This window comes from Paracoccus acridae (assembly GCF_014642735.1).
Lineage (GTDB): Bacteria > Pseudomonadota > Alphaproteobacteria > Rhodobacterales > Rhodobacteraceae > Paracoccus > Paracoccus acridae.
This window is the reverse complement of record NZ_BMIV01000006.1, coordinates 192,933-215,563: the sequence shown is the minus strand read 5'-3', so window position 1 is coordinate 215,563 and position 22,631 is coordinate 192,933. Positions and strand designations below refer to the sequence as shown.

24 protein-coding genes and 1 tRNA gene are annotated in these 22,631 nt (G+C 65.3%); 9 read left to right on the top strand and 16 right to left on the bottom strand.

Translation table 11 applies throughout. The features are described 5' to 3' along the window. Positions 1-18: 18 nt before the first annotated feature. From IEX25_RS11260 to IEX25_RS11250, 3 genes are read right to left on the bottom strand one after another with little or no spacing between them, the layout of a single operon-like run. Positions 19-1,491: a carboxypeptidase M32 gene (locus IEX25_RS11260; RefSeq protein WP_188715160.1), complete on the bottom strand. Its 1,473-nt coding sequence runs from the start codon at positions 1,489-1,491 to the stop codon at positions 19-21. Beyond that, positions 1,488-2,636, bottom strand: coding sequence for a heme A synthase (ctaA, locus tag IEX25_RS11255; protein ID WP_103171677.1), 1,149 nt, complete (start codon positions 2,634-2,636; stop codon positions 1,488-1,490). Before ctaA ends, IEX25_RS11260 begins: the two co-directional genes overlap by 4 nt. A gap of 33 nt (positions 2,637-2,669) precedes the next feature. Further along, positions 2,670-3,398: an RNA methyltransferase gene (locus IEX25_RS11250; RefSeq protein WP_188715178.1), complete on the bottom strand. Its 729-nt coding sequence runs from the start codon at positions 3,396-3,398 to the stop codon at positions 2,670-2,672. 68 nt (positions 3,399-3,466) lie between these two features. On the opposite strand from IEX25_RS11250, the gene IEX25_RS11245 reads away from it, so the two are divergent. Further along, a complete protein-coding gene (locus IEX25_RS11245; protein ID WP_103171676.1) occupies positions 3,467-4,081 on the top strand; it encodes a thiamine phosphate synthase in 615 nt (204 codons plus the stop codon). Here the strand turns inward: IEX25_RS11245 and purN are convergent. Both purN and purM read right to left on the bottom strand, forming a co-directional pair. Then, positions 4,078-4,668 (bottom strand): phosphoribosylglycinamide formyltransferase, encoded by a 591-nt coding sequence (gene purN / locus IEX25_RS11240; protein ID WP_103171675.1) that lies wholly within the window; start codon positions 4,666-4,668, stop codon positions 4,078-4,080. The two genes, IEX25_RS11245 and purN, sit on opposite strands and share 4 nt — an antisense overlap. Further along, entirely contained in the window at positions 4,665-5,705 is a 1,041-nt protein-coding gene (purM, locus tag IEX25_RS11235) for a phosphoribosylformylglycinamidine cyclo-ligase (RefSeq protein ID WP_103171708.1), read from the bottom strand. The genes purN and purM overlap by 4 nt, the downstream gene beginning before the upstream one ends. A 110-nt stretch (positions 5,706-5,815) precedes the next feature. Between purM and IEX25_RS11230 the strand changes: the two genes are divergently transcribed. After that, positions 5,816-5,891 (top strand) — tRNA-Ile (locus IEX25_RS11230). A 69-nt stretch (positions 5,892-5,960) separates the two neighbouring features. On the opposite strand, the gene IEX25_RS11225 is transcribed toward IEX25_RS11230, so the two are convergent. Then, positions 5,961-6,413 carry an Hsp20 family protein gene (locus IEX25_RS11225; RefSeq protein WP_103171674.1) on the bottom strand — a complete coding sequence of 151 codons (453 nt, stop codon included), beginning with the start codon at positions 6,411-6,413 and terminating at the stop codon, positions 5,961-5,963. Positions 6,414-6,582: 169 nt separating this feature from the next. Between IEX25_RS11225 and IEX25_RS11220 the strand changes: the two genes are divergently transcribed. After that, entirely contained in the window at positions 6,583-7,341 is a 759-nt protein-coding gene (locus IEX25_RS11220; RefSeq protein WP_103171673.1) for a DUF599 domain-containing protein, read from the top strand. Here the strand turns inward: IEX25_RS11220 and IEX25_RS11215 are convergent. Both IEX25_RS11215 and IEX25_RS11210 read right to left on the bottom strand, forming a co-directional pair. Then, a complete protein-coding gene (locus IEX25_RS11215; RefSeq protein WP_103171672.1) occupies positions 7,262-8,446 on the bottom strand; it encodes an MFS transporter in 1,185 nt (394 codons plus the stop codon). The two genes, IEX25_RS11220 and IEX25_RS11215, sit on opposite strands and share 80 nt — an antisense overlap. 94 nt (positions 8,447-8,540) lie before the next feature. Then, positions 8,541-8,939, bottom strand: a complete 399-nt coding sequence (locus tag IEX25_RS11210; protein WP_103171671.1) for a hypothetical protein — start codon at positions 8,937-8,939, stop codon at positions 8,541-8,543. A gap of 54 nt (positions 8,940-8,993) precedes the next feature. On the opposite strand from IEX25_RS11210, the gene IEX25_RS11205 reads away from it, so the two are divergent. Then, entirely contained in the window at positions 8,994-9,767 is a 774-nt protein-coding gene (locus IEX25_RS11205) for an alpha/beta fold hydrolase (RefSeq protein ID WP_103171670.1), read from the top strand. Here the strand turns inward: IEX25_RS11205 and IEX25_RS11200 are convergent. From IEX25_RS11200 to IEX25_RS11190, 3 genes are read right to left on the bottom strand one after another with little or no spacing between them, the layout of a single operon-like run. Then, positions 9,745-10,071 (bottom strand): hypothetical protein, encoded by a 327-nt coding sequence (locus IEX25_RS11200; protein ID WP_103171669.1) that lies wholly within the window; start codon positions 10,069-10,071, stop codon positions 9,745-9,747. The genes IEX25_RS11205 and IEX25_RS11200 overlap by 23 nt on opposite strands. A 35-nt stretch (positions 10,072-10,106) precedes the next feature. Next, on the bottom strand, positions 10,107-10,469 hold the full coding sequence (locus IEX25_RS11195; RefSeq protein WP_103171668.1) for a cell division protein ZapA: 363 nt from the start codon (positions 10,467-10,469) through the stop codon (positions 10,107-10,109). After that, positions 10,469-10,963 carry a hypothetical protein gene (locus tag IEX25_RS11190; protein WP_103171667.1) on the bottom strand — a complete coding sequence of 165 codons (495 nt, stop codon included), beginning with the start codon at positions 10,961-10,963 and terminating at the stop codon, positions 10,469-10,471. Before IEX25_RS11190 ends, IEX25_RS11195 begins: the two co-directional genes overlap by 1 nt. Before the next feature lie 118 nt (positions 10,964-11,081). Here IEX25_RS11190 and hisB point away from each other — a divergent pair, with 118 nt between their 5' ends. The 3 genes from hisB to IEX25_RS11175 all read left to right on the top strand — a co-directional run bounded on the left by hisB (position 11,082) and on the right by IEX25_RS11175 (position 13,552). Further along, positions 11,082-11,669, top strand: coding sequence for an imidazoleglycerol-phosphate dehydratase HisB (hisB, locus tag IEX25_RS11185; protein WP_103171666.1), 588 nt, complete (start codon positions 11,082-11,084; stop codon positions 11,667-11,669). Next, positions 11,669-12,298, top strand: a complete 630-nt coding sequence (gene hisH, locus IEX25_RS11180) for an imidazole glycerol phosphate synthase subunit HisH (protein WP_103171665.1) — start codon at positions 11,669-11,671, stop codon at positions 12,296-12,298. Before hisB ends, hisH begins: the two co-directional genes overlap by 1 nt. Before the next feature lie 225 nt (positions 12,299-12,523). Beyond that, positions 12,524-13,552 carry a Hint domain-containing protein gene (locus tag IEX25_RS11175; protein WP_229665142.1) on the top strand — a complete coding sequence of 343 codons (1,029 nt, stop codon included), beginning with the start codon at positions 12,524-12,526 and terminating at the stop codon, positions 13,550-13,552. Positions 13,553-13,587: 35 nt separating this feature from the next. Here the strand turns inward: IEX25_RS11175 and IEX25_RS11170 are convergent, their stop codons facing one another. Next, the gene (locus IEX25_RS11170) at positions 13,588-15,189 is read right to left on the bottom strand and encodes a bifunctional metallophosphatase/5'-nucleotidase (RefSeq protein ID WP_188715158.1); all 1,602 of its coding nucleotides are present in this window, start codon (positions 15,187-15,189) and stop codon (positions 13,588-13,590) included. A 121-nt stretch (positions 15,190-15,310) separates the two neighbouring features. On the opposite strand from IEX25_RS11170, the gene IEX25_RS11165 reads away from it, so the two are divergent. Together IEX25_RS11165 and IEX25_RS11160 are read left to right on the top strand one after the other, a co-directional pair. Beyond that, positions 15,311-15,646: a DUF952 domain-containing protein gene (locus IEX25_RS11165; protein WP_188715157.1), complete on the top strand. Its 336-nt coding sequence runs from the start codon at positions 15,311-15,313 to the stop codon at positions 15,644-15,646. Continuing rightward, a complete protein-coding gene (locus IEX25_RS11160) occupies positions 15,643-16,707 on the top strand; it encodes a quinone-dependent dihydroorotate dehydrogenase (RefSeq protein ID WP_103171663.1) in 1,065 nt (354 codons plus the stop codon). The genes IEX25_RS11165 and IEX25_RS11160 overlap by 4 nt, the downstream gene beginning before the upstream one ends. Here the strand turns inward: IEX25_RS11160 and cysE are convergent. From cysE to IEX25_RS11140, 4 genes are all read right to left on the bottom strand, one after another. Further along, positions 16,698-17,528 (bottom strand): serine O-acetyltransferase, encoded by an 831-nt coding sequence (gene cysE, locus IEX25_RS11155; protein WP_103171662.1) that lies wholly within the window; start codon positions 17,526-17,528, stop codon positions 16,698-16,700. The genes IEX25_RS11160 and cysE overlap by 10 nt on opposite strands. 65 nt (positions 17,529-17,593) lie before the next feature. After that, positions 17,594-18,304: a DUF2793 domain-containing protein gene (locus IEX25_RS11150; protein WP_188715155.1), complete on the bottom strand. Its 711-nt coding sequence runs from the start codon at positions 18,302-18,304 to the stop codon at positions 17,594-17,596. Next, positions 18,294-22,178, bottom strand: coding sequence for a baseplate multidomain protein megatron (locus IEX25_RS11145; RefSeq protein WP_188715153.1), 3,885 nt, complete (start codon positions 22,176-22,178; stop codon positions 18,294-18,296). The genes IEX25_RS11150 and IEX25_RS11145 overlap by 11 nt, the downstream gene beginning before the upstream one ends. A gap of 22 nt (positions 22,179-22,200) precedes the next feature. Then, positions 22,201-22,629, bottom strand: coding sequence for a C40 family peptidase (locus tag IEX25_RS11140; protein ID WP_103171705.1), 429 nt, complete (start codon positions 22,627-22,629; stop codon positions 22,201-22,203). Positions 22,630-22,631 lie beyond the last annotated feature (2 nt).

Below are 22,631 nucleotides of genomic sequence, written 5' to 3'. Positions count from 1 at the left end.
ATCGCCCGGCCTTTTCCGTCACAGCCCGTAGATCTGGCCGAACTTCGCCTCCAGATAGGAGAGCAGCGGCTCGGGCGAGACATCCCCGCCCGTCGCCTCCTCGATCAGCGCGCGCGGGCGCTTCAGCCCGCCATGGCGCTGCACGTTCTCGCGCAGCCACTCGACCGCAGGCGCGGCATCGCCCGCGGCGAGCGAGGCATCCAGATCCGGCACGGCATCGCGCATCGCCTGGTTCAGGCAGCCCGCAAAGACATTGCCCAGGGCATAGGTCGGGAAATATCCGAACAGGCCCACCGCCCAATGCACGTCCTGCAAGACGCCATTCGCAGGCCGGTCCACCACCACGCCGAAATCGCGCAGGAAGCGGTCGTTCCAGGCCTCGACCAGATCGTCGGTGGACAGCTTGCCCGCGATCAGGTCGCGTTCCAGGTCGAAGCGCATCATGATGTGCAGGTTGTATTGCACCTCGTCGGCCTCGGTGCGGATGAAGCCGGGGGTGACGCGGTTCACGGTGGCATAGAAGGCATCCGCGTCGGTGATGTTCAGCCCGTCGAAGGCGTCCGACATGCGGTTGAACAGCCATCCCGCGAAGGCGCGGCCCCGGCCCATCTGGTTTTCATAGATGCGGCTCTGGCTTTCGTGGACGCCCATCGACACGCCCCGGCCCAGCGGCGTGAAGGCATAGTCGTCGTCGATGCCCAGTTCATAGGAGGAATGGCCGACCTCGTGGATGGTGGAATAGATGCAGTTGAAGGGATCGGTTTCCACCACCCGCGTCGTGATGCGGCTGTCCTGCCAGCGGCCGCTGCTGAAGGGATGGACGGCGATGTCCATCCGCCCGCGCGACCAGTCATAGCCGAAGGCCGTGGCGCAGATGCGGGCCAGCCGGATCTGGGTTTCCTGGGGGAAATGGCCCGCCAGCGGCTGGGGCTGCCTTTCGGCGCCCAGCACATCCTCGCGTAGCGCAACCAGACGCGGGCGCATGGTGTCGAACAGGGCCGCGATCTCGGCCCCCGTCATGCCCTGTTCGTAATCGTCCAAGAGCGCGTCATAGGGATCGCCGCCATCGGCCAGGGCGGCGGCCTCGTCCTGCTTCAGGACCAGGACCTGGTCCAGCGTGGGCAGGAAATCCTCGGGCGCGTCCTTGGCGCGTGCCTCGGCCCAGATGCCCTGGGACAGGGATGTCAGGCGCGCCAGTTCCTGCGCCAGCTTGGCGGGGATGCGGTTGGCGCGGCTGAAATCGCGCGCGATCAGTTCGACCGACCGGGCCTCGGCCTCGGTCCGGGGTTCGGCCACGTCCAGCCATTCGCCGATGCGCGGATCGGTGCGGCGTTCGTGCAGCACGGCCTCGATCGCGGCCATCTCCTCGGCCCGCTGCTCGACCGCGCCGCGCGGCATCACGGTTTCCTGGTCCCAGCCAAGCCGTTCGGCGATGGAGGACAGCGCCTCGGTCTGGCGCTGGAAGGCAAGCAGGTCGTTGATGGCCGTCATCGGATGGTCCCCCTGACCGAGGTTTCGTGCGGAAAGCGCGCATGGTGGCGCGCCCGGATGATCAGCGCGAACAGGACGACCGCGCCCAGCTGGTGCGTCAGCGCCAGTCCCAGGGGCGAGGCATGGATCACGTTCATGATCCCCAGGCCCACCTGCACCGCCACCGCCACGATCATCGCCGTGAAGGCGCCCCGCGTCACCGGATGGGGCGAACGCCGCGCGCGCAGCCAGACCACGACCGCGAAGATCGCCAGAAGATAGCCTGCCATGCGGTGGACGAATTGCACAAGGGCGGGATTTTCAAAGAAGTTGCGCCAGCCAAGCGCCGGATCCCAGATCAGCGCGGGGATCCATTCGCCGCCCATGGTGGGCCATCCGGTATAGGTGCGGCCAGCGTCGATGCCCGCGACAAGCGCGCCGATCAGGATCTGCACGAAGGCCAGGTGCATCAGGCCCGTGGACATGGAAAACAGCTTGGGTTCCCCCGCGCGGCGGGCGCGCAGTAGATCGGCCTCGGACCGGCCCAGCAGCAGGACATACCAGGTGATCAGGCCCAGGATCACGAAGGCCAGGCCCAGATGCGTCGCCAGCCGATAGGACGCCACGCGGGTCATCCCCTCGACCAGGCCGGAACTGACCATCCACCAACCGATGGCCCCCTGCAGCCCGCCAAGCGCGCCCAGGCCTAGCAGGCGCGGCGCCCAGCCAGTGGGAATGCGCCGGGTCGCCAGGAAGAAGACGAAGCCCGCCGCCCAGACCAGCCCGATCAGCCGGCCCAGCAGGCGATGCGCCCATTCCCAAAGATAGATTTCCTTGAAGCCTGCCAGATCCATGTCCGGGTTGACCTGGGAATACTGGGGGATCTGCTTGTAGGCCTCGAATTCCGCCTGCCAGTCCGCCTCGTTCAGGGGCGGGATGGTGCCGGTGACGGGCGCCCATTCGGTGATGGACAGGCCCGATCCGGTCAGCCGCGTGGCGCCGCCAAGCACGATCATCGACAGCACCATCACGAACAGGATCATCAGCCAGAGGCGGATCGCGCGCCGTGCGCCGCGCGGGGCCGCGTCGATCATGCCGGTCGTGGTGACGGGGCGGCTGGTGGCGGTGGGGTCCGAAACTTCCTCGAAAACGGGGCGCTTGGCCATCGCTTGCTCCTTCAGGCGGACAGTAGGGGTGGGTCAGCGCCGGGTCAACTGCCGCAGCATCCCGTGCAGGATGCGCACGTCGCCGCGGGTCAGCGCCAGCCGCGCCCACATGTTGCGCAGGTTGAGCCGCATGGACGCGGCCTTGGTGTCGGGAAAGAAGAAGCCCGCCTCGGTCAGCCTTTCCTCGAAGTGATCGCCCAGCTTCTCGATCTCCAGCCGGTCGGCCAGGGCAATCGCCTCGGGCCGGGCATGGTGGGGCGAGGGTTCGGCGGGCAGGATGTCGCGCCCGTATTCATAGCCCATCAGCAGCACGGCCTGGGCCAGGTTCAGCGACGGGAAATCGGGGTTCACCGGCACCGTCACGATGGCATTGGCGCGCGCCACGTCGTCGTTTTCAAGCCCCGTGCGTTCCGGGCCGAAGATGATGGCGCAGCGGCCGGGATGGTTGCGCGCCATCTCCATCGCGGTGGCCGGGGTATGTACGGGCTTCGAGAGTTCGCGGCCCCGCGCGGTCGTGGCGAAGGCGAAGTCGATGCCCTCCATCGCCTCGGCCAGGGTCGGATAGATGCGGGCGCGGTCCAGCACCTGCCCTGCCGCGCCCGACGCCATGGCGACGGCGCGGGGGTTGGGCCAGCCGTCGCGGGGATCGACCAGACGCATCTCGGTCAGGCCGAAATTCAGCATGGCGCGGGCGGCGGCGCCGATATTCTCGCCCATCTGCGGGCGGACCAGGATGATGACGGGCAGGCGTTCGCTGTGCATGGGGGGCAGATAGTCCGTCTGGCGGCGGGCGGCAAGCTGCGCTATCTGCGACATAAAGGAGTTCCGCCATGTCTGACGCCACCCCCGACGCCCCGCAGCTTTACCTGATGACGCCCGCAGGCGCGCAAGCATCGACCCTGGGACCGCAACTGGCGGCGGTCATGGATGCCTTTCCCGTGGCATGCCTGCGGATCCGTGCCGGGGCCGAGGAGGACGAACTGGGCCGCCTTGCCGATCTTGCGCGCGAAATCGCACACGCCCGCGACGTGGCGGTGGTGATTGACGATCATGTGGCCCTGGCCCAGCGGCACGGCCTGGACGGGGTGCATCTGACCGACGGCGCGAAGGCCGTGCGCTATGCCCGCAAGGAGCTGGGCGCGGATGCCATCGTCGGCTGCTTCTGCGGCAATTCGCGCCACGAGGGCATGAACGCGGGCGAGGCCGGGGCGGATTACGTCAGCTTCGGCCCGGTGGGGCAGTCCGCGCTGTATCGGGGCGAGCCGGTCGAACTGGAACTGTTCCAGTGGTGGTCCGAGATGATCGAGGTTCCGGTCGTTGCCGAAGGCGCGATCACCCGCGAACTGCTGGAACAACTGTCCCCGGTCAGCGACTTCATCGCCATCGGACCCGAGATCTGGACGGCCGAGGATCCCGTGGCCGCCCTGACCGCGCTTTGGGGCTAGATGTCGAAGCGTTCGCGGGCGCCCGCGGCGAAGCGGCGCAGGATCAGCGGGTAAAGCTGGTGTTCGCGTTCCAGGACGCGCGCGGCCAGGGTCTCGGGCGTGTCGCCCGGCTTGATCGGGACGCGCGCCTGGCCCAGGATCGGGCCTGAATCCAGGTCGGTCGTGACTTCGTGAACCGTTGCGCCTGCCTCGGCATCGCCTGCTTCGATGGCGCGCTTGTGGGTATGGAGGCCGGGGTATTTGGGCAACAGAGAAGGATGGATGTTGATCATCCGGCCTTCGAAGCGGTCGATGAAGCCGGGCGTCAGGATGCGCATGAAGCCCGCAAGGCAGATGATGTCGGGCCGCGCGTCCAGCAGCGGTTCCAGCAGCGCGGCTTCAAAGGCGGCGCGGTCGCCCGGATAGGCGCGGTGATCCACGGCGGCGGTGGGCACGCCAAGGGCTGCGGCCTTTGCCAGGCCGGCGGCGTCGGGATCGTTCGAGGCGACCAGCACCGGCTGCGCCGGATGATCGCCCCCCTGCATGTCCTGAACCAGGCGGAGCATGTTCGAACCGCCGCCCGAAATCAGGATGGCGACGCGCTTCACGCAAGCGTTCCGCTGTAGCGCACGCCCTGCCCCGCCGTGACGCGGCCCAGGCGGTGGACCGTCTCGCCCTGTCCCGCCAGCAGGTCGGACAGCGCATCGGCCCGGTCGGCCGCGACCGACAGGATCATGCCGATGCCGCTGTTGAAGGTCTTGAGCATCTCGGCGCCCTCGATCCCGCCCGCCTCAGCCAGCCAGCGGAAAACCGGCGGCAGGGTCCAGGACGACAGGTCGATATCCGCACCCAGGTCTTTCGGCAGGACGCGGGGCAGGTTCTCGGTGATGCCGCCGCCGGTGACATGGGCCAGAGCATGGACGCCGCCCGCGCGGATCGCGGCGAGGGCGGGCTTGACGTAAAGCCGCGTGGGGGTCAGCAGGGATGTGCCCAGATCGCCCTCGCCAAAGGGCGAGGCCGCGTTCCAGCCAAGGCCCGCGCGTTCGGCTACCTTGCGGACCAGCGAATAGCCGTTGGAATGAACCCCGTCGGATGCAAGGCCCAGCAGCACGTCGCCTTCGACCACGCCCGCAGGCAAGGCCGTGCCGCGCTGCATGGCGCCCACGGCAAAGCCCGCCAGGTCGAAATCGCCATCGTGATACATGCCCGGCATCTCGGCCGTCTCGCCGCCGATCAGGGCGCAACCGGCCGCCTTGCAGCCGCGCGCGATGCTTTCGACGACGCGCGCGCCCTCATCGACCGACAGCTTGCCGGTGGCGAAATAATCCAGGAAGAACAAGGGCTCCGCGCCCTGGCAGACCAGATCGTTCACGCACATCGCGACCAGATCCTGGCCGATGCCGTCCAGATGCCCGGTGTCGATGGCGATGCGCAGCTTGGTGCCCACGCCATCCGTGGCCGCGACCAGAACCGGATCGTCGTAACCCGCCGCGCGCGGGTCGAACAGCGCGCCAAAGCCGCCCAGCGCATCCATCACGCCGGGACGCGCGGTCGCGGCGGCGGCGGGCTTGATGCGTTCGACAAGCGCATTGCCCGCGTCGATATCGACGCCCGCATCGCGATAGCTGATCCCGTTCTTGGTCATGGCGGCCCCCGGCTGAATGCTGCGCACCCGATAACGGAAGCCGCCAACCGGGGCAACGGTGATCGGTGCTTGACCCAATGCCGCCCTGCGATTAACCGGGACGGACGGCCGGGCCTGTAGCTCAATGGTTAGAGCAGGGCGCTCATAACGCCTTGGTTGGGGGTTCGAGTCCCTCCGGGCCTACCACAGCAAAATGCCCGCCGGGGTGAACCGACGGGCATTCGGGCTTCACGGAGCGGAAGCCGTCCGGGTGCCTCAGGCGTCCAGATGCTCGACCTTGGGGGCGGATTTCGCGATCTCGATCCGGCGGGGCTTCAGGGCCTCGGGGATCTCGCGGACCAGGTCGATATGCAGCATCCCGTCCACATGGCTGGCGCCATCGACGCGCACGTGATCGGCAAGGGTGAACTTGCGTTCGAACGCGCGGGTCGCGATGCCGCGGTGCAGATAGGTGCGGCCGTCGTCTTCCTCGGCCTTGCGGGCCGACACGATCACGGCGCCGTCACGAACCTCGACATTCAGGTCGTCGGCGGCAAAGCCGGCCACGGCGATGGAGATGCGATAGGCATCCTCGCCGGTCTTCTCGATATTGTAGGGCGGATAGGTCGGCGCGGACACGTCAGCCGACAGGGCGCGGTCCATCACGTCGGCCAGACGGTCGAAGCCGACCGAGGCACGATAGAGAGGGGTCAGGTCAAAGTTGCGCATGGTCACATCCTTCACAAGCGATGCAATAGTCTGTGCCCCCCGATCACCGGGCAGGCCATGAACCGGCGCCATCTGGCCGCCGGTAATGTCGATTTAGGAGCAGGAAAGGCCCTGTCAAGACCTCTACCCCGGCCTTTTCAACCAGCTGTGAACGGGGCTAGAACGGGCCATGGATCTGCTCTTGTCGCTGCCCGCCTCCATCTCTGCCGCCGACCTGTCGGCCATCGTCCTGCTGTTCGCCGTCTGGTTCGGCATCGGCTGGTTCACCGAAAGGCCCCCTGCGGGCAAGCCTTCCGTGTCGGTGCTGATGACGCGGTTCCGGCGCGAATGGATGGTGCATTTCATCACCCGCGACCCGCGCATCTTCGACGGCAACATCCTGGCCAGCCTGCGCGAAGGAACGGCCTTCTTCGCATCCGCCTGCATGATCGCCACGGGCGGGATCCTGGCGCTGATCGGCAATACCGACCAGTTGCAGGGCCTGGCCCGGGAACTTGCCCTGGAAGGCGGCGACATCCTGTGGGAACTGAAGCTGCTGGTGACGATGTTCTTCGTCGTCAACGCCTTCCTGAAGTTCGTCTGGGCGCATCGGCTGTTCGGATATTGCGCGATCATGATGGCGGCGGTTCCGAACGACCCGCTGGACCCGATGACGCGCGACCGCGCCATGCAGGCGGCGGATCTGAACATCACCGCCGCGCGCAGCTTCAACGCAGGGCTGCGCAGCGTCTATTTCGCGCTGGGATCGCTGGGATGGCTGGCCGGTCCCTGGGTGCTGATGCTGGGGACGGCCGTCGTGCTGTTCGTGACCTGGCGGCGGGAATTCGCCTCGACTTCGCGCCAAGTGATCATGCGCAGTCTGCCACCGCCCCGCTTGCCCGATCATGCCAGACTGCCAGCGTCAGCACCACCGCCCCCGCAGCCGTAAGCGCGATGCCCACATAGCCGCTGGAGGCCCAGCCCCAGCCCGCCGCCAGCGCAAGGCCCGCCAGGAACGGCCCCAGCGCATTAGCCGCGTTGAAGGCGGCATGGTTCATGGCGGCGGCCATGTTCTGCGCCCGGCCCGCGACATCCATCAGCCGAGTCTGCAGGGGGATCACCAGCCCCGCCCCCGCCGCGAGCAGGAAGGACGACAGAACCATCATCTGCCAGTTGCCGACCACAAAGGACGCAAAGCCCTGCGTCGCGGCCATGGCGGCCAGGCTGATATAGGCCGCGCGGACCTGGCCCAGGCGTTCGGTCAGGCGCCCCGCGACCCAGGTGCCCAGCGTGCCGCCGACGCCAAAGACGCCCAGCGCCAGCGGGATCGCATAGGCCGGCGCATCGGTCGTGGCGATCATCGCGGCGGTCAGGAAGGCATAGACGGCGAAGAACCCGCCGAAGCCGATCGCGCCCACGGCCAGCAGCCACAGGACGCGGGGGTTGCGCAGGGCCTGAAGCTCGTCCCAGGGTCGGGCATTGGGATTGCCGCCGACGCGGGGGGCGACCTTCAGGATCAGCCAGGCCGACAGCAGCGCGATGAAGCCCGGCAGCGCGAAACCCCAACGCCAGCCGATGCTCTGGCCCAGCCAGCCGGCCAGCGGAACGCCGACGATATTGGCGACGGTCAGCCCCATGATGACCTGCGCCGCGCCCCGCGCCCGATGTTCGCGCGGCAGGGCATCGGCGGCGTACAGCATCGCCACGCCCAGGAAACCGCCATGCGGCAGGCCCGCCAGAAAGCGCATCCCGGTCAGCACGGCCAGCCCCGGCAGGACGGCGGCGGCGATGTTCATCACCCCATAGAAGGCCATCAACGCGGCCAGATACCGCCTGCGCGGCAGTCGCGCCCCGATGATGGACGTCAGCGGCGCGCCGATCACCACGCCCAGGGCATAGGCGCTGATCACATGTCCCGCCTGCGGCTCGGAAATGCCAAGATCGCCCGCGAAATACGGCAGCAGCCCCATGGCCGCGAATTCTGATGTGCCGATGGCAAAGGCGCCAAGGGCCAATGCCAGAATGGCATAGCGAAGATTGCCGTGTTCAGTCATGCGCGCGTTCCTGTGGGAGATGCCTCAGCATCTTGCTGAATGCAGCAAATACAAGTGTGATGGCGCTAAACCTGCCTTGCAGGGAATGCAACGGTCAAAGATACCCGCGCCACAGCAGGATCCAGATCACCACCGACGCAAGAACCAGCAGGCCCAGCGCCACCGAGGCGGCGAAGCCGATCGCCCGTCCCTGCCACCGGGACAATTCGCCAAGCGGCTGCAGATGCAGGACCAGGGCCTGATGGATGCGCGACAGGCCCGCCAGATCCAGTTGCCGGGCGATCTTCGGCTGGGCGGACATCTCGTCGGCCTGGGCAAGGGCCAGCGCCTGCTTCCGCAACCGGCGCGGCAGCGCGCCGCCACGGCGGCGCAGCATCACCGACAAGGGCGGGCGTTCGCCCCGCCGGGCACCGCCGAAACGGGCGGCGATCAGGCGCGACACCTCGTCTGCCATGTCGCGGATATCGTCGGGGCCGGTTGCATTGCGGGTCATGGCGGCAGTCTAGACGCTCTGGCGGGGGGGCGCCAGACGATCTAGGGTCGCTGCATGATGCTGAATCACTCGATCATGGGCACGGATGGCGGCTTGCCCATCCTGATGGTCCACGGCCTGTTCGGGCAGGGCCGCAACCTGGGCGCCTTGGCCCGCCGGCTGGCCGATGCGCGGCGTGTCGTCACGGTGGACATGCGCAACCACGGCGACAGCTTTCACGACCCCGACCACAGCTATCCCGCGCTTGCCGACGATCTGGCGCGGCTGATCGCGGATCTGGGGGGACGTGTCGATCTGGTGGGGCATTCGATGGGTGGCAAGGCATCCATGGTGCTGGCGCTGACCCGGCCCGAACGGGTCCGCAAGCTGGTCGTCATGGACATCGCGCCAGTCGCCTATGGTCATTCGCAGTCGCATCTGATCGACGCGATGGAGTCGCTGGACCCTGAGGCTGTGGACCGCCGCAGCGCCGCCGACGCCGCCCTTGCCCGGCAGATCGACGATCCCGGCGTGCGGGCCTTCCTGCTGCAATCGCTGGACCTGAAATCCGATCCGAAGGCGTGGCGACTGAACCTGAAGGCCTTGCGCGACCAGATGGATGCGCTGACCGGCTGGCCGGACGACCTTCCGCAGGGCAGCTTCGAGGGACCTGTCCTGGAAATCGCGGGCGAACGGTCGGATTATGTGACCGACCCCGGCCAGGCTGCGTTGCGCGCGCATTTCCCGCAGGCGCGGGTCGTGCGCGTCAAGGGCGCGGGCCATTGGCTTCATGCCGACGCGCCCGAGGCGGTGGCACAGATCCTGATCACCTTCCTGGGCCAGGGCTGAGCGTTCCCCAGCAATCCAGATCGAAGGAAGCGACACCCGTATCGCGGGACACCACGCTTGTTCCACTGAAAGGGATGACCGTGCATCCCGTCGCCTGCTGCGCCGCCTGTTCCATCAGGGGGCGGATGATGGCGACGGATGGCCGCGCGACGAAATCCAGCCGCACGACCTCGGCCCGGTCGTCCTTGTGAAAGACGGCGAAATCCATGCCTTGCAGGCGGATGTCATGGCGGACCGACCCCATCATCCGCGGCGAGGGTGTCGCGCAGGCGCAAAGCAGAAGCAAAAGGACCAAGGCACGCATGGCGCCTTTCTGCCATGCGGGATGTTAAGACCGGGTTAACGCCCGGCCTGTTCCTCGAGCCGGTCGGCCAAGGATTCCGCGCGGGCCGCCAGTTCGGCCATGGCTTCCTTCAGATCCGCCGGAATGACCGGCACCTCGACCCGCGTGGGATTGGCTTGCAGGCGGTTCAGATGACGCTCGGCCTTTTCGGCACGCTCCTCCATCGTCGCCAGCCGGTCCGCCAGCATCAGCCCCGCCAGAAGCAGTAGGCGCGGTTCTGGCGTCCGGCCCGCCTGCGACAGGATATGCTGCGCTTCGGCGTCCAGAAGTCCGGCGGCCCGCTGCAGCAGGCGCTCCTCTCCGTCCTGGGCGGCGACACGGTATTCCTTGTGCCCGATGGTGAATTCGACCTCGGCCATTATCTGCCCCCCCCCTGCAAATCGTCTTCGGGAACCCCGCCCGCGTCCCCGGCGATTTCGGGCGTGGCGTCCGGCTTGGCGCCGTCTTCCGCCAGAAGCCGCTCGACCTCGGCCATCAAGGCGCCAAGCTGGGCGGCCTCGGCGGCGCGGGCGGCGCGCAGCGCCTCGATCTCGGCCTCCAGGGCGACGCTGACCGCCTCGACCGCATCGCTTTCCTTGGCGATCGCCTGGACCAGGGCACGGTTCGCCGCAGCCAGGTCGTCATTGGCCGCAGCCAGCCGCGCGGCCTGTTCCGCCAGATCACCGGCCTGCGCATCCGCCTGCCGCTGGTTCAGTTGCCCGGTCAGCGCGGCGATCTGCGCCTGGGCCGCGTCCAGTTCCGCCTGCAGATCGGCCCCCTGCCCGGCGGAAACGGATCCGCTTCGGTCCAGGAACTGGCCGATCCGATCCAGGGCCGCGCTGAGACGGCGTTCGCTGACAGAGATATCGCTCATCGGCGGTCCTTTCATGGCGTTCCTTGTTTTTGGCATCCCGACCCGCCCATGACAAGCCTGCCCGCTTGGCGCGCCGCGCCCCGCACCCTATAAGGCAAGCCGACGAAAGGACATGCCCATGCGCGAAGCCACCATCACCCGCACCACCGCCGAGACGCAGATCGAGGTCGCGTTGAACCTTGACGGCACGGGGGTCTATGACAACCAGACGGGGGTTGGCTTTTTCGATCACATGCTGGACCAGTTGTCGCGCCATTCGCTGATCGACCTGACGATCCGCGCCAAGGGCGACCTGCATGTGGACGACCACCACACGGTCGAGGACACGGGCATCGCCATCGGCCAGGCCCTGGTCCGCGCGCTTGGCGACAAGAAGGGCATCCGCCGCTATGGCAGCTTCCTGCTGGCGATGGACGATTCGTTGGTGCGCGCGGCGCTGGATCTGTCGGCGCGGCCCTTCCTGGTCTGGAACGTCGATTTCCCGACCGAGAAGATCGGCAGCTTCGACACCCAGCTTGTGCGCGAATTCTTCCAGGCCCTGTCCACCCATGGCGGGATCACGCTGCATGTGGACCGCATCCACGGCATCAACAGCCATCACATCGCCGAAGCGGCCTTCAAGGCCGTGGCCCGCGCGCTGCGCGAGGCGATCGAACCCGATCCGCGCATGGCGGGCGTTCTGCCCTCGACCAAGGGGGCGCTGTGATGCGGGTGGCACTGATCGACTATGACAGCGGGAACCTGCATTCGGCCGAAAAGGCCTTTCAGTTGATGGGCCGCGACGCGGGGGCCGAGATCGTCGTGACGGCGGATCCGCAGGTGGCCGCCCGCGCCGACAGGATCGTGCTGCCGGGCGACGGGGCATTCCCCGCCTGCCGCACGGCCCTGGGCGAAGTGGACGGCATGGCCGAGGCCCTGCGCGAGGCGGTTCTGGGCCGCGGCGTGCCCTTCATGGGCATCTGCGTGGGCATGCAGATGCTGGCCACCACGGGTCACGAATACCGCGAAACGCCCGGCCTGGACTGGATCGGCGGGCAGATCGACGCGATCGCCGCCCCCGGCCTGAAGGTGCCGCATATGGGCTGGAACGATCTGGTGATCGACTGTCCCCATCCGGTTCTGGAGGGGATCGGAACCGGCGATCACGCATATTTCGTCCACAGCTGGCAGTTCAAGGTCGCCGATCCCGCGCATCTGCTGGCGCATGTCGATTACGGCGGGCCGGTCACGGCCGTCGTCGGGCGCGACAATATCGTGGGCACGCAGTTTCATCCCGAGAAATCCCAAGCCGTCGGGCTGAGGCTGATCGCGAATTTCTTGCGCTGGAATCCCTGACGGCGGCAGCAGCCGTTAACAGTTCATTAACCATCGGACGATATGCCAGTGCGGACGGCTGCGTGTCCGGCGCCCCAGGCGGACAAGCCGGCGGGGCATTGGTGAATGGACTATCAGTTTACAGTATTGACCGTCAGTCAACCGATCACGACAAAAGCGTCCGGCGGCGAAGAGCAGGCTCCTTGGTCGAATATTTCGGGTGTCATCGGGCTTCCTGGCGCAACCTTGTCGTCGATTACCATCAGCGACGATGACAACAGTTTTCAGAGCGGCCGCTATAATCCCGACCCGACCGGTCAGACGCTGACAACTGCGGTGATCTTCGGCAATGATGCGCAGCCGACCCCGGCAGGAACGCAGATCTCGTTCCATCTTGCGTCAATCATCCGCAGCACGACGGTCAATCCCGACGGCACACGCGACGAGTTCCGCGCGCTGTTTCCCAGGCAGGTTGTTCCAGGTGCGACCGGTCCAGAGTTGGGTGGGCGCTATTCGGTGCTGTTGATGCCTGTTGCAAAACCGGACGGCAGTTTCCCGACCTTCAGCCTTGCCCGATCCTATACCTACAAGGAGCTTCACACTATCGGGCGCAGCAACGACGCGGTCGCCTATGCGCCGCCCGCCGCAGTGACATGTTTTGCACAAGGCACGCTGATCGCCACGGCGGAAGGTTCGCAAACCGTCGAGACGCTGAGCCCCGGCGACATGGTCCTGACCCAGGATCGGGGCCTTCAACCCTTGCGCTGGCAGGGCGGATCGCATGTGACGGCAGAAGGTCTGGAAGCCCGGCCCAACCTGCGCCCCATCCTGATCCGTGCCGGGGCGCTTGGGGCCGGTTGCCCTGACCGCGACCTGACCGTTTCGCCGCAGCACAGGATGCTGGTCCGGTCCCGCATCGCCCACCGGTTGTTCAAGGATGCCGAGATATTGGTGGCGGCCAAGCATCTGGTCGGCCTTCCGGGGATCGAGGTGACCATCCCGGTGCAAGGCGTGACCTATTTCCACCTTCTGTTTGATCGGCACGAGATTGTCATGTCGAACGGCGCCTGGTCCGAGAGCCTTTTCACGGGACCGCAGGCGATGAACACCGTCAGCGACGCCGCCCGCCGAGAAATCCTGACCCTGTTTCCCGAACTGGCGCAGAAGAGATCGCTCCATCCTGCCCGCCGACTGCTGTCCGGGCATGAAGCGCGGCAGCTTGCCGAGCGCCAGCGCCGAAACCTGGGCCGCAGGCATCTGGTCGAACCGCTGTAAGGAAGAACGCCCCCGTAGGCCGGGGGCAGTCTGTCTTATTTTACGGTGATGCGGCCATCCATGGCCGGCTGATAGGCGCCATCCTGCGCAGCCAGGTAATCGGCGACGACCTGCGCCAGATCAGGGCCGAAGTCATAGGCGTTCTGCGCGTTTGTCGCGAAGACGTCATATCCGTCGCCACCCGACCGCATGTAGTTATTCGACACGACGCCATAGGTCGCGGCTGGGTCGATGGGTTTCCATTCGCCATCCGCCATCACCATCACGTCGCTGATCCGGCTTCCCGGCTCGGCTGCGGGATCGACGGTGTATTTCAGCCCAGAAACCTGTGCGAACCGCCCGGCGCCCTCCTCGTATTGGCTGGCACCATTCTCCAGCGCGGCGACCACATCCGCCCCTGTCAACTGGAACGTCGCCAGCGTGTTCTGGAACGGCAGGACGGTGTAAACCTCGCCCATGGTAACGGGTCCCTGGTCGATCGAGGCCCGCAATCCGCCGCCATTGGCGATGGCAAGGGTGATCCCTTGGTCCTTCACCCGGTCCACCATCGCGTCGGCCACCAGGTTGCCCATCTCGCATTCCCTGACGCGGCAACTGGTGCGGTCTCCGTCGATGGGCGCTGCGGTTTCTGCCACGACCTGCTGGCGCAGTTCTTCGATGGGCGCAGCCATTTCCTTGACGCGCGCGGCGACGGCCTCGTCCTGGGGGACGGAATTGTCCAGAAGGATCGGCTGCCCTTCGGCCTTGGTCAGGGCACCGTCATCGTCGAAGGTCAGGGTCAGGTGCCCAAGATATTTCGAATAAGCATAGGCAGTTGCAATCGGAACCTCGGTCCCGTCAGGACCGGCGACCATGGTCGGATACGGGCCCTCGGCCCCTTCCATGTCGCCCAGAAGGGTATGCGAATGGCCGCCGATGATGGCATCAAGACCGGGCACCTGCCTGGCGAAATCCTGATCGCGCAGATAGCCGACATGGGTCAGGGCAATGATCTTGTTCACGCCCTGGTCCGTCAGTTCCTGCACATCGGCCTTGAGGCTTTCAATGTCGTCCTGGAAGATCACGCTGGGACCGGGGGATGCAGTTTCCGGCGTATCCATGGCCAAGGCGGAAACGATGCCGATCTTTTCCCCGCCGATGTCCAGGGTCACGACATTCTCGACCTTGCCCTTCAGCACGTTGGACTGCGACAGGTCGAGGTTGCCGGACACGACCGGAAATTCCACCCCATCCGCCAGGACCGCAAGTCCTTCCGGGCCATCGTCGAATTCATGGTTGCCGACCGCCATCGCGTCATAGCCAATGGCAGTCATGAATTCGGCGACATCCTTGCCCTTGTAGGTCATGTAGAACAGCGAGCCTTGATACTGATCGCCCGCATCAAGCACGATGACATTGCCGCCTTCGGCCGTGATCCTGTCGCGCAGTTCCTTGACCTTGGCCGCAACCCGCGCGACGCCACCGAAACATTCCCCGGCCGCAGCGGTTTCCGCGTCGCAGGTGCTGTCGTATTCGTTGATCGCTTCGATGCGGCTGTGAAGGTCGTTGGTATGCAGGATATGCAGCACCGTTTCGGCCTGGGCCGCGCCCGCGAAAAGCGCCGCAGCCGAGACGGCGGACAGAAGGCGGAATGACATCGGTGATTCCTTTCGTTCCCATTGGATCGGATCGAAGGAAGATTGGCCCAGCCTGCAGAAAGGGTCAAACACGCGGATGTCCCCGCTTGACCAGGGGCGGGGTCAGGCGGCAAATGCGCCCATGATGATCTACAAGGTATTGCGGCCTGCCGAATGGGCCGATCTTCAGGCAGCGGGCACCTCGAAGGGGGCACCGGTCGATCTGGCTGACGGATTCGTGCATTTCTCGACTGCGGCCCAGCTTGAAACCACCCTGAAAAGGCATTTCGCGGATGAAGGGGACCTGCTTCTTCTGGCTTGCGATGTGGCAACCTTCGGGGACGATCTGCGATGGGAGCCGTCGCGCGGGGGCGATCTGTTCCCGCATCTTTATCGCCCCCTGAAAATGGGGGACATCGCGTGGTCACGGGTCATCTCGCGCAGCAAGGATGGCCACCAGACGGGACCACTGGAATGACGTTGGTGGAAAAACTTGGTTTGGCGGCCCTGCATCGGCTGGATCCAGAACGTGCGCACGACCTGTCGATCATGGCCTTGTCGGCAGGTCTGGTCCCCCTGACCGGATCGCCTGTCACGTCCGATCGGTTGCGGACCAGCCTGGCGGGTCTGGATTTGCCAAATCCCATCGGACTGGCGGCTGGCTATGACAAGAACGCGAAGGCTGTTGGCCCCCTGATGCGGGCGGGGTTCGGCTTTATCGAACTGGGCGCCGCCACGCCGCGTCCGCAGCCGGGCAACCCCAAGCCGCGCCTCTTCCGCCTGACGAAGGATCAGGCCATCATAAACCGCTTCGGCTTCAACAATGAAGGAGCGCAGGCCATCGCCCTGCGTCTGGCTGCAAGACCCCGGGGCATACCCGTCGGCCTGAACATCGGGGCGAACAAGGACAGCGCAGACCGCGCCGCCGACTTTGCAGCCGTGGTCAATATCGCCGGCGCGTCGGCAGACTTCCTGACGGTGAATGTTTCCTCGCCCAACACCGAAAAGCTGCGCGATCTTCAAGGGGCTGCGGCGCTTTCTGCCCTGCTGCAGGGAGTGCTGGAGGCGCGAGACAGGCTGTCATTGCGACGGCCGATCTTTCTGAAGATCGCCCCTGACCTGGCGGATGGGGAAATTGCCGACATCGCAACCGTCGCCATGGAAAGCGGCGTCAATGGCATCATAGCCACCAATACCACCTTGTCACGCGATGGTCTTGCCAGCCCCCAGTCCGGGCAGGCGGGGGGATTGTCGGGACGCCCGTTGTTCGAACGTTCGACTGTGGTTCTGGCAAAACTCTATCGCGCCACGGGTGGCGCAATTCCGATCATCGGGGTGGGCGGAATCTCATCAGTCGATGACGCTTGGGAGAAGATCCGGGCAGGTGCAACTGCGATCCAGATCTATTCCGCCCTGATCTACCAGGGGTTTTCCCTGGTCACGCAAATGGCCGAGGCTCTGGATATGCGACTGCGCAAGGAAAACATCACGCTGGCAGACCTGCGCGGCAGCGGCGCCGTCGCCTGGTCTCAAAGATAATCCTCGCCCAGACCCAACAGCTGATTCATGCTCTGCGATGGTTCAGGGCATCCCGCATCGCCAATGACGCGCGCCGGAACACCGGCGACCGTCTTGCAGCACGGCACCTCGTGCAAGACCACCGAACCTGCGGCAATACGCGAATGATGACCAACACGGATGTTGCCCAGGACCTTGGCGCCTGCCCCGATCATCACTCCGTCGCCGATCTTCGGATGACGGTCGCCATCTTCCTTGCCGGTGCCGCCAAGCGTGACGGAGTGCAGCATCGACACGTCGTTGCCGACCGTCGCCGTTTCACCGATGACAATCGAATGGGCATGGTCGATCATCACGCCCGTGCCGATGACGGCAGCAGGGTGAATGTCCACGCCAAAGCATTCCGAGCAGCGCATCTGCACGAAATAGGCCATGTCGATCCGACCCGTCTGCCACAGCCAATGCGCCATGCGATAGGCTTGCAACGCCTGGAACCCCTTGAAGAACAGGATGGGCTGCAACAACCGATGCGTGGCGGGATCACGATCGTAAACAGCCAGCAGATCCGCACGCGCCGCATCACCCAGTTCGGGCGAGGAACGATAGGCCTGGTCCGCGATCTCTCGCAGGATCTGTTCGCTCATCTCGCCGCTGGCCAGCTTGAGCGAGAACCGATAAGCCAGCGCAGCCTCAAGGCTGTTGTGATGCAGCAAACCCGCATGGATCAATGAGCCAAGCAGGGGCTCGTCCCGAACCGCTGCTCGCGCCTCGTCCCGCAGTTGCGCCCAGATCGCATCGCGATCCAGGCCCAGGTTCTTCTTGGTGCTGCTTTGCATGTTCATGTCACTGATCCGGGCGAATACTGACCCTTCTTAACGTGAACAGCGACCAAGGGAAAGAACGGCTCTCAGTCCGGCAACCGCAGTTCCATCCAGTGAACGGCCAGCCTGACCTTCCCGCCGGTGAACGACCCGCCTTCGCCAGTCATTAGCAGGTTGGCACTGATGTAATAGGTCATGGGCGCGCCAAGCATTCCGCGCGCCCATGAACCCGCCCCTTTTCCAAGGCCCTGGCCAAAGCGGTTGTTCGAATCCGCCGTGCCAAGACGCCAGGTCTGCAAGCTGCCGGTCAGGGGCTGGACAACTCTGGCGGCGGCGCCGATCACCATCGCACCTGCCGGAATGACAAGGCCCGTGTCGAAGGATGCACCCGCACCAACAGTCACCTCCTTCTCGGACATGCGGACGGCCAGACCGGAACCCAGCCTGCCAAAGGTTGCGCCGCCTACAAACCACCCTTGGCCGTCAAAGATCGCCTCGGCCCCTTGGTCGGCCACAAAGGCACGCATCCCTCGCGAGGGGGCCATGAAGACCCAACCACCATTGGTGCCAACCGCAATCCGCCCAGTCTGCCCGGCCCATGGGCCGGTGGCCCCTTGCGGGACGGCCCAGCACTGCCCGTCGATCACGGCTTCTGGGGGGGTCAGGACCGAGGTGCTTTCCAAGACGGCGTTGGTCAGGCCATCCAGACGCATCAAGGCTTCGTTGACCGTCACATGCTTCTGGGCCTGGGCGGGTTGCAGCAGCGGCAACTGGAAACGCGTGGTTTCATTCGTCATTGAAAGTCCTCCTGACAAAGGGGCCGGGGCCGAACTGATCGGACAATTGCGCAACAGCGACGACAAAGGGGCCACCCTGCTGCGCGTTGTTCCAGACTTGCTCGGGCACGGTGTATTCCGGTGCGTTCACATCCGCTTCATGCAGCACACGACCGTCTTGCAGGATGCGGACACGATAGCGTTCGCTAACTTCACCCAATGGAATGTCGGCGCCATCCCAACCGTCGCCATCGACGCGGCTGCGACGGACCCATCCCAGCGTCCGGCCTTGGGCACGCAAGTGGCAAGGGGCATAGGGCCGCAGGCCGATCCCCCGCGCCTGTGTCGCACGGGTGCGATAACTGGGATCGTCGAAAGCTCTTCGGGCCGGCCCGATGCGCCAGAACCGTTCCTGCCCGCGGGCCGAAGGTGGCAATGCCACCTGTTGCGCCGCCCCATCCAGCAATACGACAACACTGCCTTTCGGCCAGACTTCCGGCATGATGCCATCGGTTCCCGCCTGGCCGCGCAGCCTGTCGCTGATCGCCCACAGGTCCTTGTCAACCGGAACAGCCTTGGAGAATTGGATGACTTCCCAGTTCTCCATCGATCCGTCACCGATCGCCAGGGCGTTCGCCCCTGCAAGCAGCGCCTTTTCTCCGACCGATCTCAGCGACGCGTCCTTCAGCCTGACCAGCAAGGGCGCACTGCGGTCGATCACGCCCGGACGCGCCCGAACAAGTGGCGTTTCCGTCCGCCCGATGAAGGCACGTCGGCTCAACGTCGTGTTCAGTTCGAACCCGCCTTCGCTCTCGATCGAAGAATAGGCCACGACCGATCCCGGCCATGGCTTCGCCGTTGCCGCAAGATAAGGCGCGTGCGGTTGCTCATCGCCCTTCAGCAACGGCAGATCCAAGAACAACGACCATACCGGCAGTGGCGGACTATAGCGTGTGGCAATCCTGTCGTCTTCGTTCGTGACGGCCGGACGATACACCCCAGGTTCGACCCGGACGGCGTCCACTGTGATGGCTCCTGCCCGTTCCACCCGATCAATGCGCCAGCGCTTCGGCTCACCCCGGCCATCATCCATGCGGATCACGTCGCCTGGTCCCAGGTCGGCGGCCGACGGGGGCAGAGCGAAGCGCGCCGTGTCCCGCGAAACGACCGCCTCTGCCAGCCACCGCTCGGCGATGGCCCGGCCTTCGGCGCGCGTCAGAGACATGGCGAATTCGCTGTCGCTGACCGAGTTGCCATCGGCATCCGCCAAGCTGACCTCGGTCGTGGCGGTCGTATAGCTTCCACCCGCCTCGACATGGGTCAGCCGCAAACGGCCCGACAGTTCCACCTGTGCCTGCCGGGTCGTCTCGAAGCCATTGACCTCGTCCCCAATGGCAAGATGCTCGTGACCCAGATGCCGCGTCACCTGACCGTCGCGCGGTACGAACCGCAGGCTCCCGTCGCGTTCAACTGTGTCCAGCCCATGCGCAAGCAAGATGGGCTGCAACGCCGCCCGCGATGTCTCGCCCCCGTTCACATGAAAGCCGCGCACGACCCCGGTGACGGTGCTGACGTCAAAGTTCGCCACGCCCGCCTCACGGCAGATATCGCCGATGACCGTGGACAGCATGATCGATCCGGCACGCCCGTTCAGCCAATGTCCACGCTGCCAGGCAGGACCATCGGACCAGAGATCCGTACGACCAGGAAAGGCCGGGTATGGCCGCGCATCCCAGCACCAGACATGCGCCCGGTCCAGATCGACCATCCGCCGCCCATCCTCCATGGCAGGATTGTTGGCCGGTTTAGACCAATAGGACGCGACTGCCTGGATGTACGCCGCCTGGATCGCATCATCACGCTGCCCGCTGGAGTAGAAGGGCAGCGTGCTTTCCGAACTCATGGCGTCCAGGAACTTGTTTGGCTGGTTGGTGGCCTTGTCAAGCGCCGCACAGCCGTATTCGGTGAACCAGATCGGCTTCGATCCGGGCACCCATCCTGTCGCCTGTCGCGACCGCACCCCGTTCGGCCGATCATAATGCAGGTTCTGCCACCAGCTTGCGAGGTCCTTGTACTTCCAGACCCAGGCCTCGTCATAGGCGCCATCGGTGATCGGCGTGCGCCGCTGCGCGTCACGGTCGGCATCGCTGGCATAATACCAGTCGTAGCCCTCGCCCCCGCAGACATTGGCCTCGAGGTATGCTGGATTTCCGACATGTCCCCATGAGGCATCCAGGTGATCTTCGCCATCGCGCCAGTCCGACAGGGGCATATAGTTGTCGATGCCGATGAAATCGATGTCGGGATGCGCCCACAGGGGATCCAGGTGGAAGAACAGCTCTCCCCCGCCCGGATGGTGGCCGAAGTACTCCGACCAGTCGGCAGCATAACCGATCTTGACCGAAGGACCCAGGATCCTCCTTACATCTTGGGCCAGACGGCACAGTTGCTGCACTGCCGGATAGCTGTTTCCCGGCCCACGGATCTGCGTCATTCCGATCATCTCGGAACCGATCAGGAATGCGTCGATGCCTCCTGCTGCCGCGCAGAGATGCGCATAGTGCAGGATGAAGCGGCGATACGACCATTCCTCGGGACCGCCATAGTTCACCCTGTCGCCGTCGCGCGAAAAATCATCGACGGCAGCCTTGCCGAAGAACGCCTCTACTTCGGCAACGGCAGCGGACGTGCCATCAACCGATCCCGGCCGACCCGGAGCTATGGATGTCGTGATCCGGCCCCGCCACGGCATGACCGGCTGTTCGTCGGCGCCATAGGGATCGGCAAGCTTGTTGCCGGCGATCTGCTCCATCAGGATGAAGGGATAGAAGACCGCCTTCCGTCCCGACGCTGCAATGGCCCGCAATCCTTCGATCACGGCCTGGTCCGCGGGCGTTCCGCCATAGATGGGCCGGTCGTTGACCCGGGCCACCGGCACTGCAGCATTGCGGCCAATTCCCGCAACCCGCCAAGGAAGTTCGTCGCCATCGATCTCACGCTGCTCTACCTTGGGCTGCACCGTGCACTGGCCGATGCGCAGGTCGCTGCCGAACCAGGATACGACCACCGATACCGATCCGACGTTTGGCAACTCTCGGCCAAGAATGTTCATCGAAACGGTGAAATCAGTGCCGCCCATCGGCGTGTTGACGTTCATCGAACGCAGTTCGCCCAGGCCCAGATCCTGATGGACCGGAGTCGTCGCCAGAGAGTACTCTCCCGTCCCGGGAATCAGCGCGACAGCCTTCACATCGCGACACAATCCGCTGCCGTCCTGTGCAGGCGACGTCACCTCGAAGCTTAGCTGAGGCATCCGATTGCCCCAGGCCTCCAGGGTCAAATCCTCCAGCACGACATAGGCAAGCCCGCGATAGGCAGGCGCCATATCGCCCTCATGCGCGGCAATCGCCGGGTCAGGTTGTTGGGTTTCATCGCCGTTGTAAACGCGCATGTTCAGATCGTCAGGCGAAATCTCCTCGCCATCCGCCCAGACCCGCCCGACCCCCAGAATACGTCCCTCGCACAGCGCAAGCGCGACTGACAGGCGATAACTGATCTGGGTGACCTTCGACTTCGGCGCACCCTTGCCGCCGCCCGCCTCCTCGGATCGCGCAATCTCCTCCAGGGGCGAAGCCCAGATGACATGGCCAGGCAAACGCATCTGCCCCCAAATCCGCGGAATTGGGGCACCCTCGCCTGCTGTCTGAAGGCGCAACCGGTCGATGCGGCCGGTTTCGACCGCCTTAGATCCGTTGCCCAGCAACCGCTGATCGATGACCCGGCCGACCGTCGCGCCGACTGCGCGGCCAATGACGGCGCCCGACAGGCCAAGAACCGCACCGCCGAAGCTTCCGCCAATCGACGCTCCTACGGCGGACAGCATGATGGTCGCCATGATGGCCTCCTAAGTCTGGAGTTCAGGGAAAGTGGAACCGGGCAGCGATCCGGCTTTGCCAGGGCGTCGTCAACGGACTGTCGATGACACCATGCGCGTTATAGGCATGTATGAAGCGCGGCGCCTGGCCGGCAGCGGACAGGATGCCCAGATGCTTGGCAACCGCACCTGGACGCATTCGGAACAGCAAGACCTCTCCGGGCTCCATCGGCGTTTGGCGATCAATCGGCATCAAATGGCACAACGCGGCGGTCATCAGAACCTCTTGCCCGCCGCCCTCACCCCAATCGGCGGTATAGGGTGGGGGTGTCTCTGGTTCGGTCCCATGACGTTCACGCCATATGCCCCGGATCAGGCCCAGACAGTCGCAAGCGACGCCCTTGACACTCGCCTGATGCTGATAGGGCGTACCGATCCAGGCCCGCGCCATTCTCACGATATCGTCTGACATGG

Bases quoted from the DNA above. Each gene is read 5' to 3' on its own strand.
- hisB (WP_103171666.1), top strand. From the start codon at position 11,082: ATGCGCGAAGCCACCATCACCCGCACCACCGCCGAGACGCAGATCGAG.
- ctaA (WP_103171677.1), bottom strand. From the start codon at position 2,636: ATGGCCAAGCGCCCCGTTTTCGAGGAAGTTTCGGACCCCACCGCCACC.
- purM (WP_103171708.1), bottom strand. From the start codon at position 5,705: ATGACCAAGAACGGGATCAGCTATCGCGATGCGGGCGTCGATATCGAC.
- IEX25_RS11220 (WP_103171673.1), top strand. From the start codon at position 6,583: ATGGATCTGCTCTTGTCGCTGCCCGCCTCCATCTCTGCCGCCGACCTG.
- IEX25_RS11200 (WP_103171669.1), bottom strand. From the start codon at position 10,071: ATGCGTGCCTTGGTCCTTTTGCTTCTGCTTTGCGCCTGCGCGACACCC.
- IEX25_RS11150 (WP_188715155.1), bottom strand. From the start codon at position 18,304: ATGACGAATGAAACCACGCGTTTCCAGTTGCCGCTGCTGCAACCCGCC.
- IEX25_RS11245 (WP_103171676.1), top strand. From the start codon at position 3,467: ATGTCTGACGCCACCCCCGACGCCCCGCAGCTTTACCTGATGACGCCC.
- IEX25_RS11195 (WP_103171668.1), bottom strand. From the start codon at position 10,469: ATGGCCGAGGTCGAATTCACCATCGGGCACAAGGAATACCGTGTCGCC.
- IEX25_RS11205 (WP_103171670.1), top strand. From the start codon at position 8,994: ATGATGCTGAATCACTCGATCATGGGCACGGATGGCGGCTTGCCCATC.
- IEX25_RS11165 (WP_188715157.1), top strand. From the start codon at position 15,311: ATGATGATCTACAAGGTATTGCGGCCTGCCGAATGGGCCGATCTTCAG.
- cysE (WP_103171662.1), bottom strand. From the start codon at position 17,528: ATGAACATGCAAAGCAGCACCAAGAAGAACCTGGGCCTGGATCGCGAT.
- IEX25_RS11160 (WP_103171663.1), top strand. From the start codon at position 15,643: ATGACGTTGGTGGAAAAACTTGGTTTGGCGGCCCTGCATCGGCTGGAT.
- IEX25_RS11225 (WP_103171674.1), bottom strand. From the start codon at position 6,413: ATGCGCAACTTTGACCTGACCCCTCTCTATCGTGCCTCGGTCGGCTTC.
- IEX25_RS11250 (WP_188715178.1), bottom strand. From the start codon at position 3,398: ATGCACAGCGAACGCCTGCCCGTCATCATCCTGGTCCGCCCGCAGATG.
- hisH (WP_103171665.1), top strand. From the start codon at position 11,669: ATGCGGGTGGCACTGATCGACTATGACAGCGGGAACCTGCATTCGGCC.
- IEX25_RS11210 (WP_103171671.1), bottom strand. From the start codon at position 8,939: ATGACCCGCAATGCAACCGGCCCCGACGATATCCGCGACATGGCAGAC.
- IEX25_RS11260 (WP_188715160.1), bottom strand. From the start codon at position 1,491: ATGACGGCCATCAACGACCTGCTTGCCTTCCAGCGCCAGACCGAGGCG.
- IEX25_RS11190 (WP_103171667.1), bottom strand. From the start codon at position 10,963: ATGAGCGATATCTCTGTCAGCGAACGCCGTCTCAGCGCGGCCCTGGAT.
- IEX25_RS11140 (WP_103171705.1), bottom strand. From the start codon at position 22,629: ATGTCAGACGATATCGTGAGAATGGCGCGGGCCTGGATCGGTACGCCC.
- IEX25_RS11170 (WP_188715158.1), bottom strand. From the start codon at position 15,189: ATGTCATTCCGCCTTCTGTCCGCCGTCTCGGCTGCGGCGCTTTTCGCG.
- IEX25_RS11145 (WP_188715153.1), bottom strand. From the start codon at position 22,178: ATGGCGACCATCATGCTGTCCGCCGTAGGAGCGTCGATTGGCGGAAGC.
- IEX25_RS11215 (WP_103171672.1), bottom strand. From the start codon at position 8,446: ATGACTGAACACGGCAATCTTCGCTATGCCATTCTGGCATTGGCCCTT.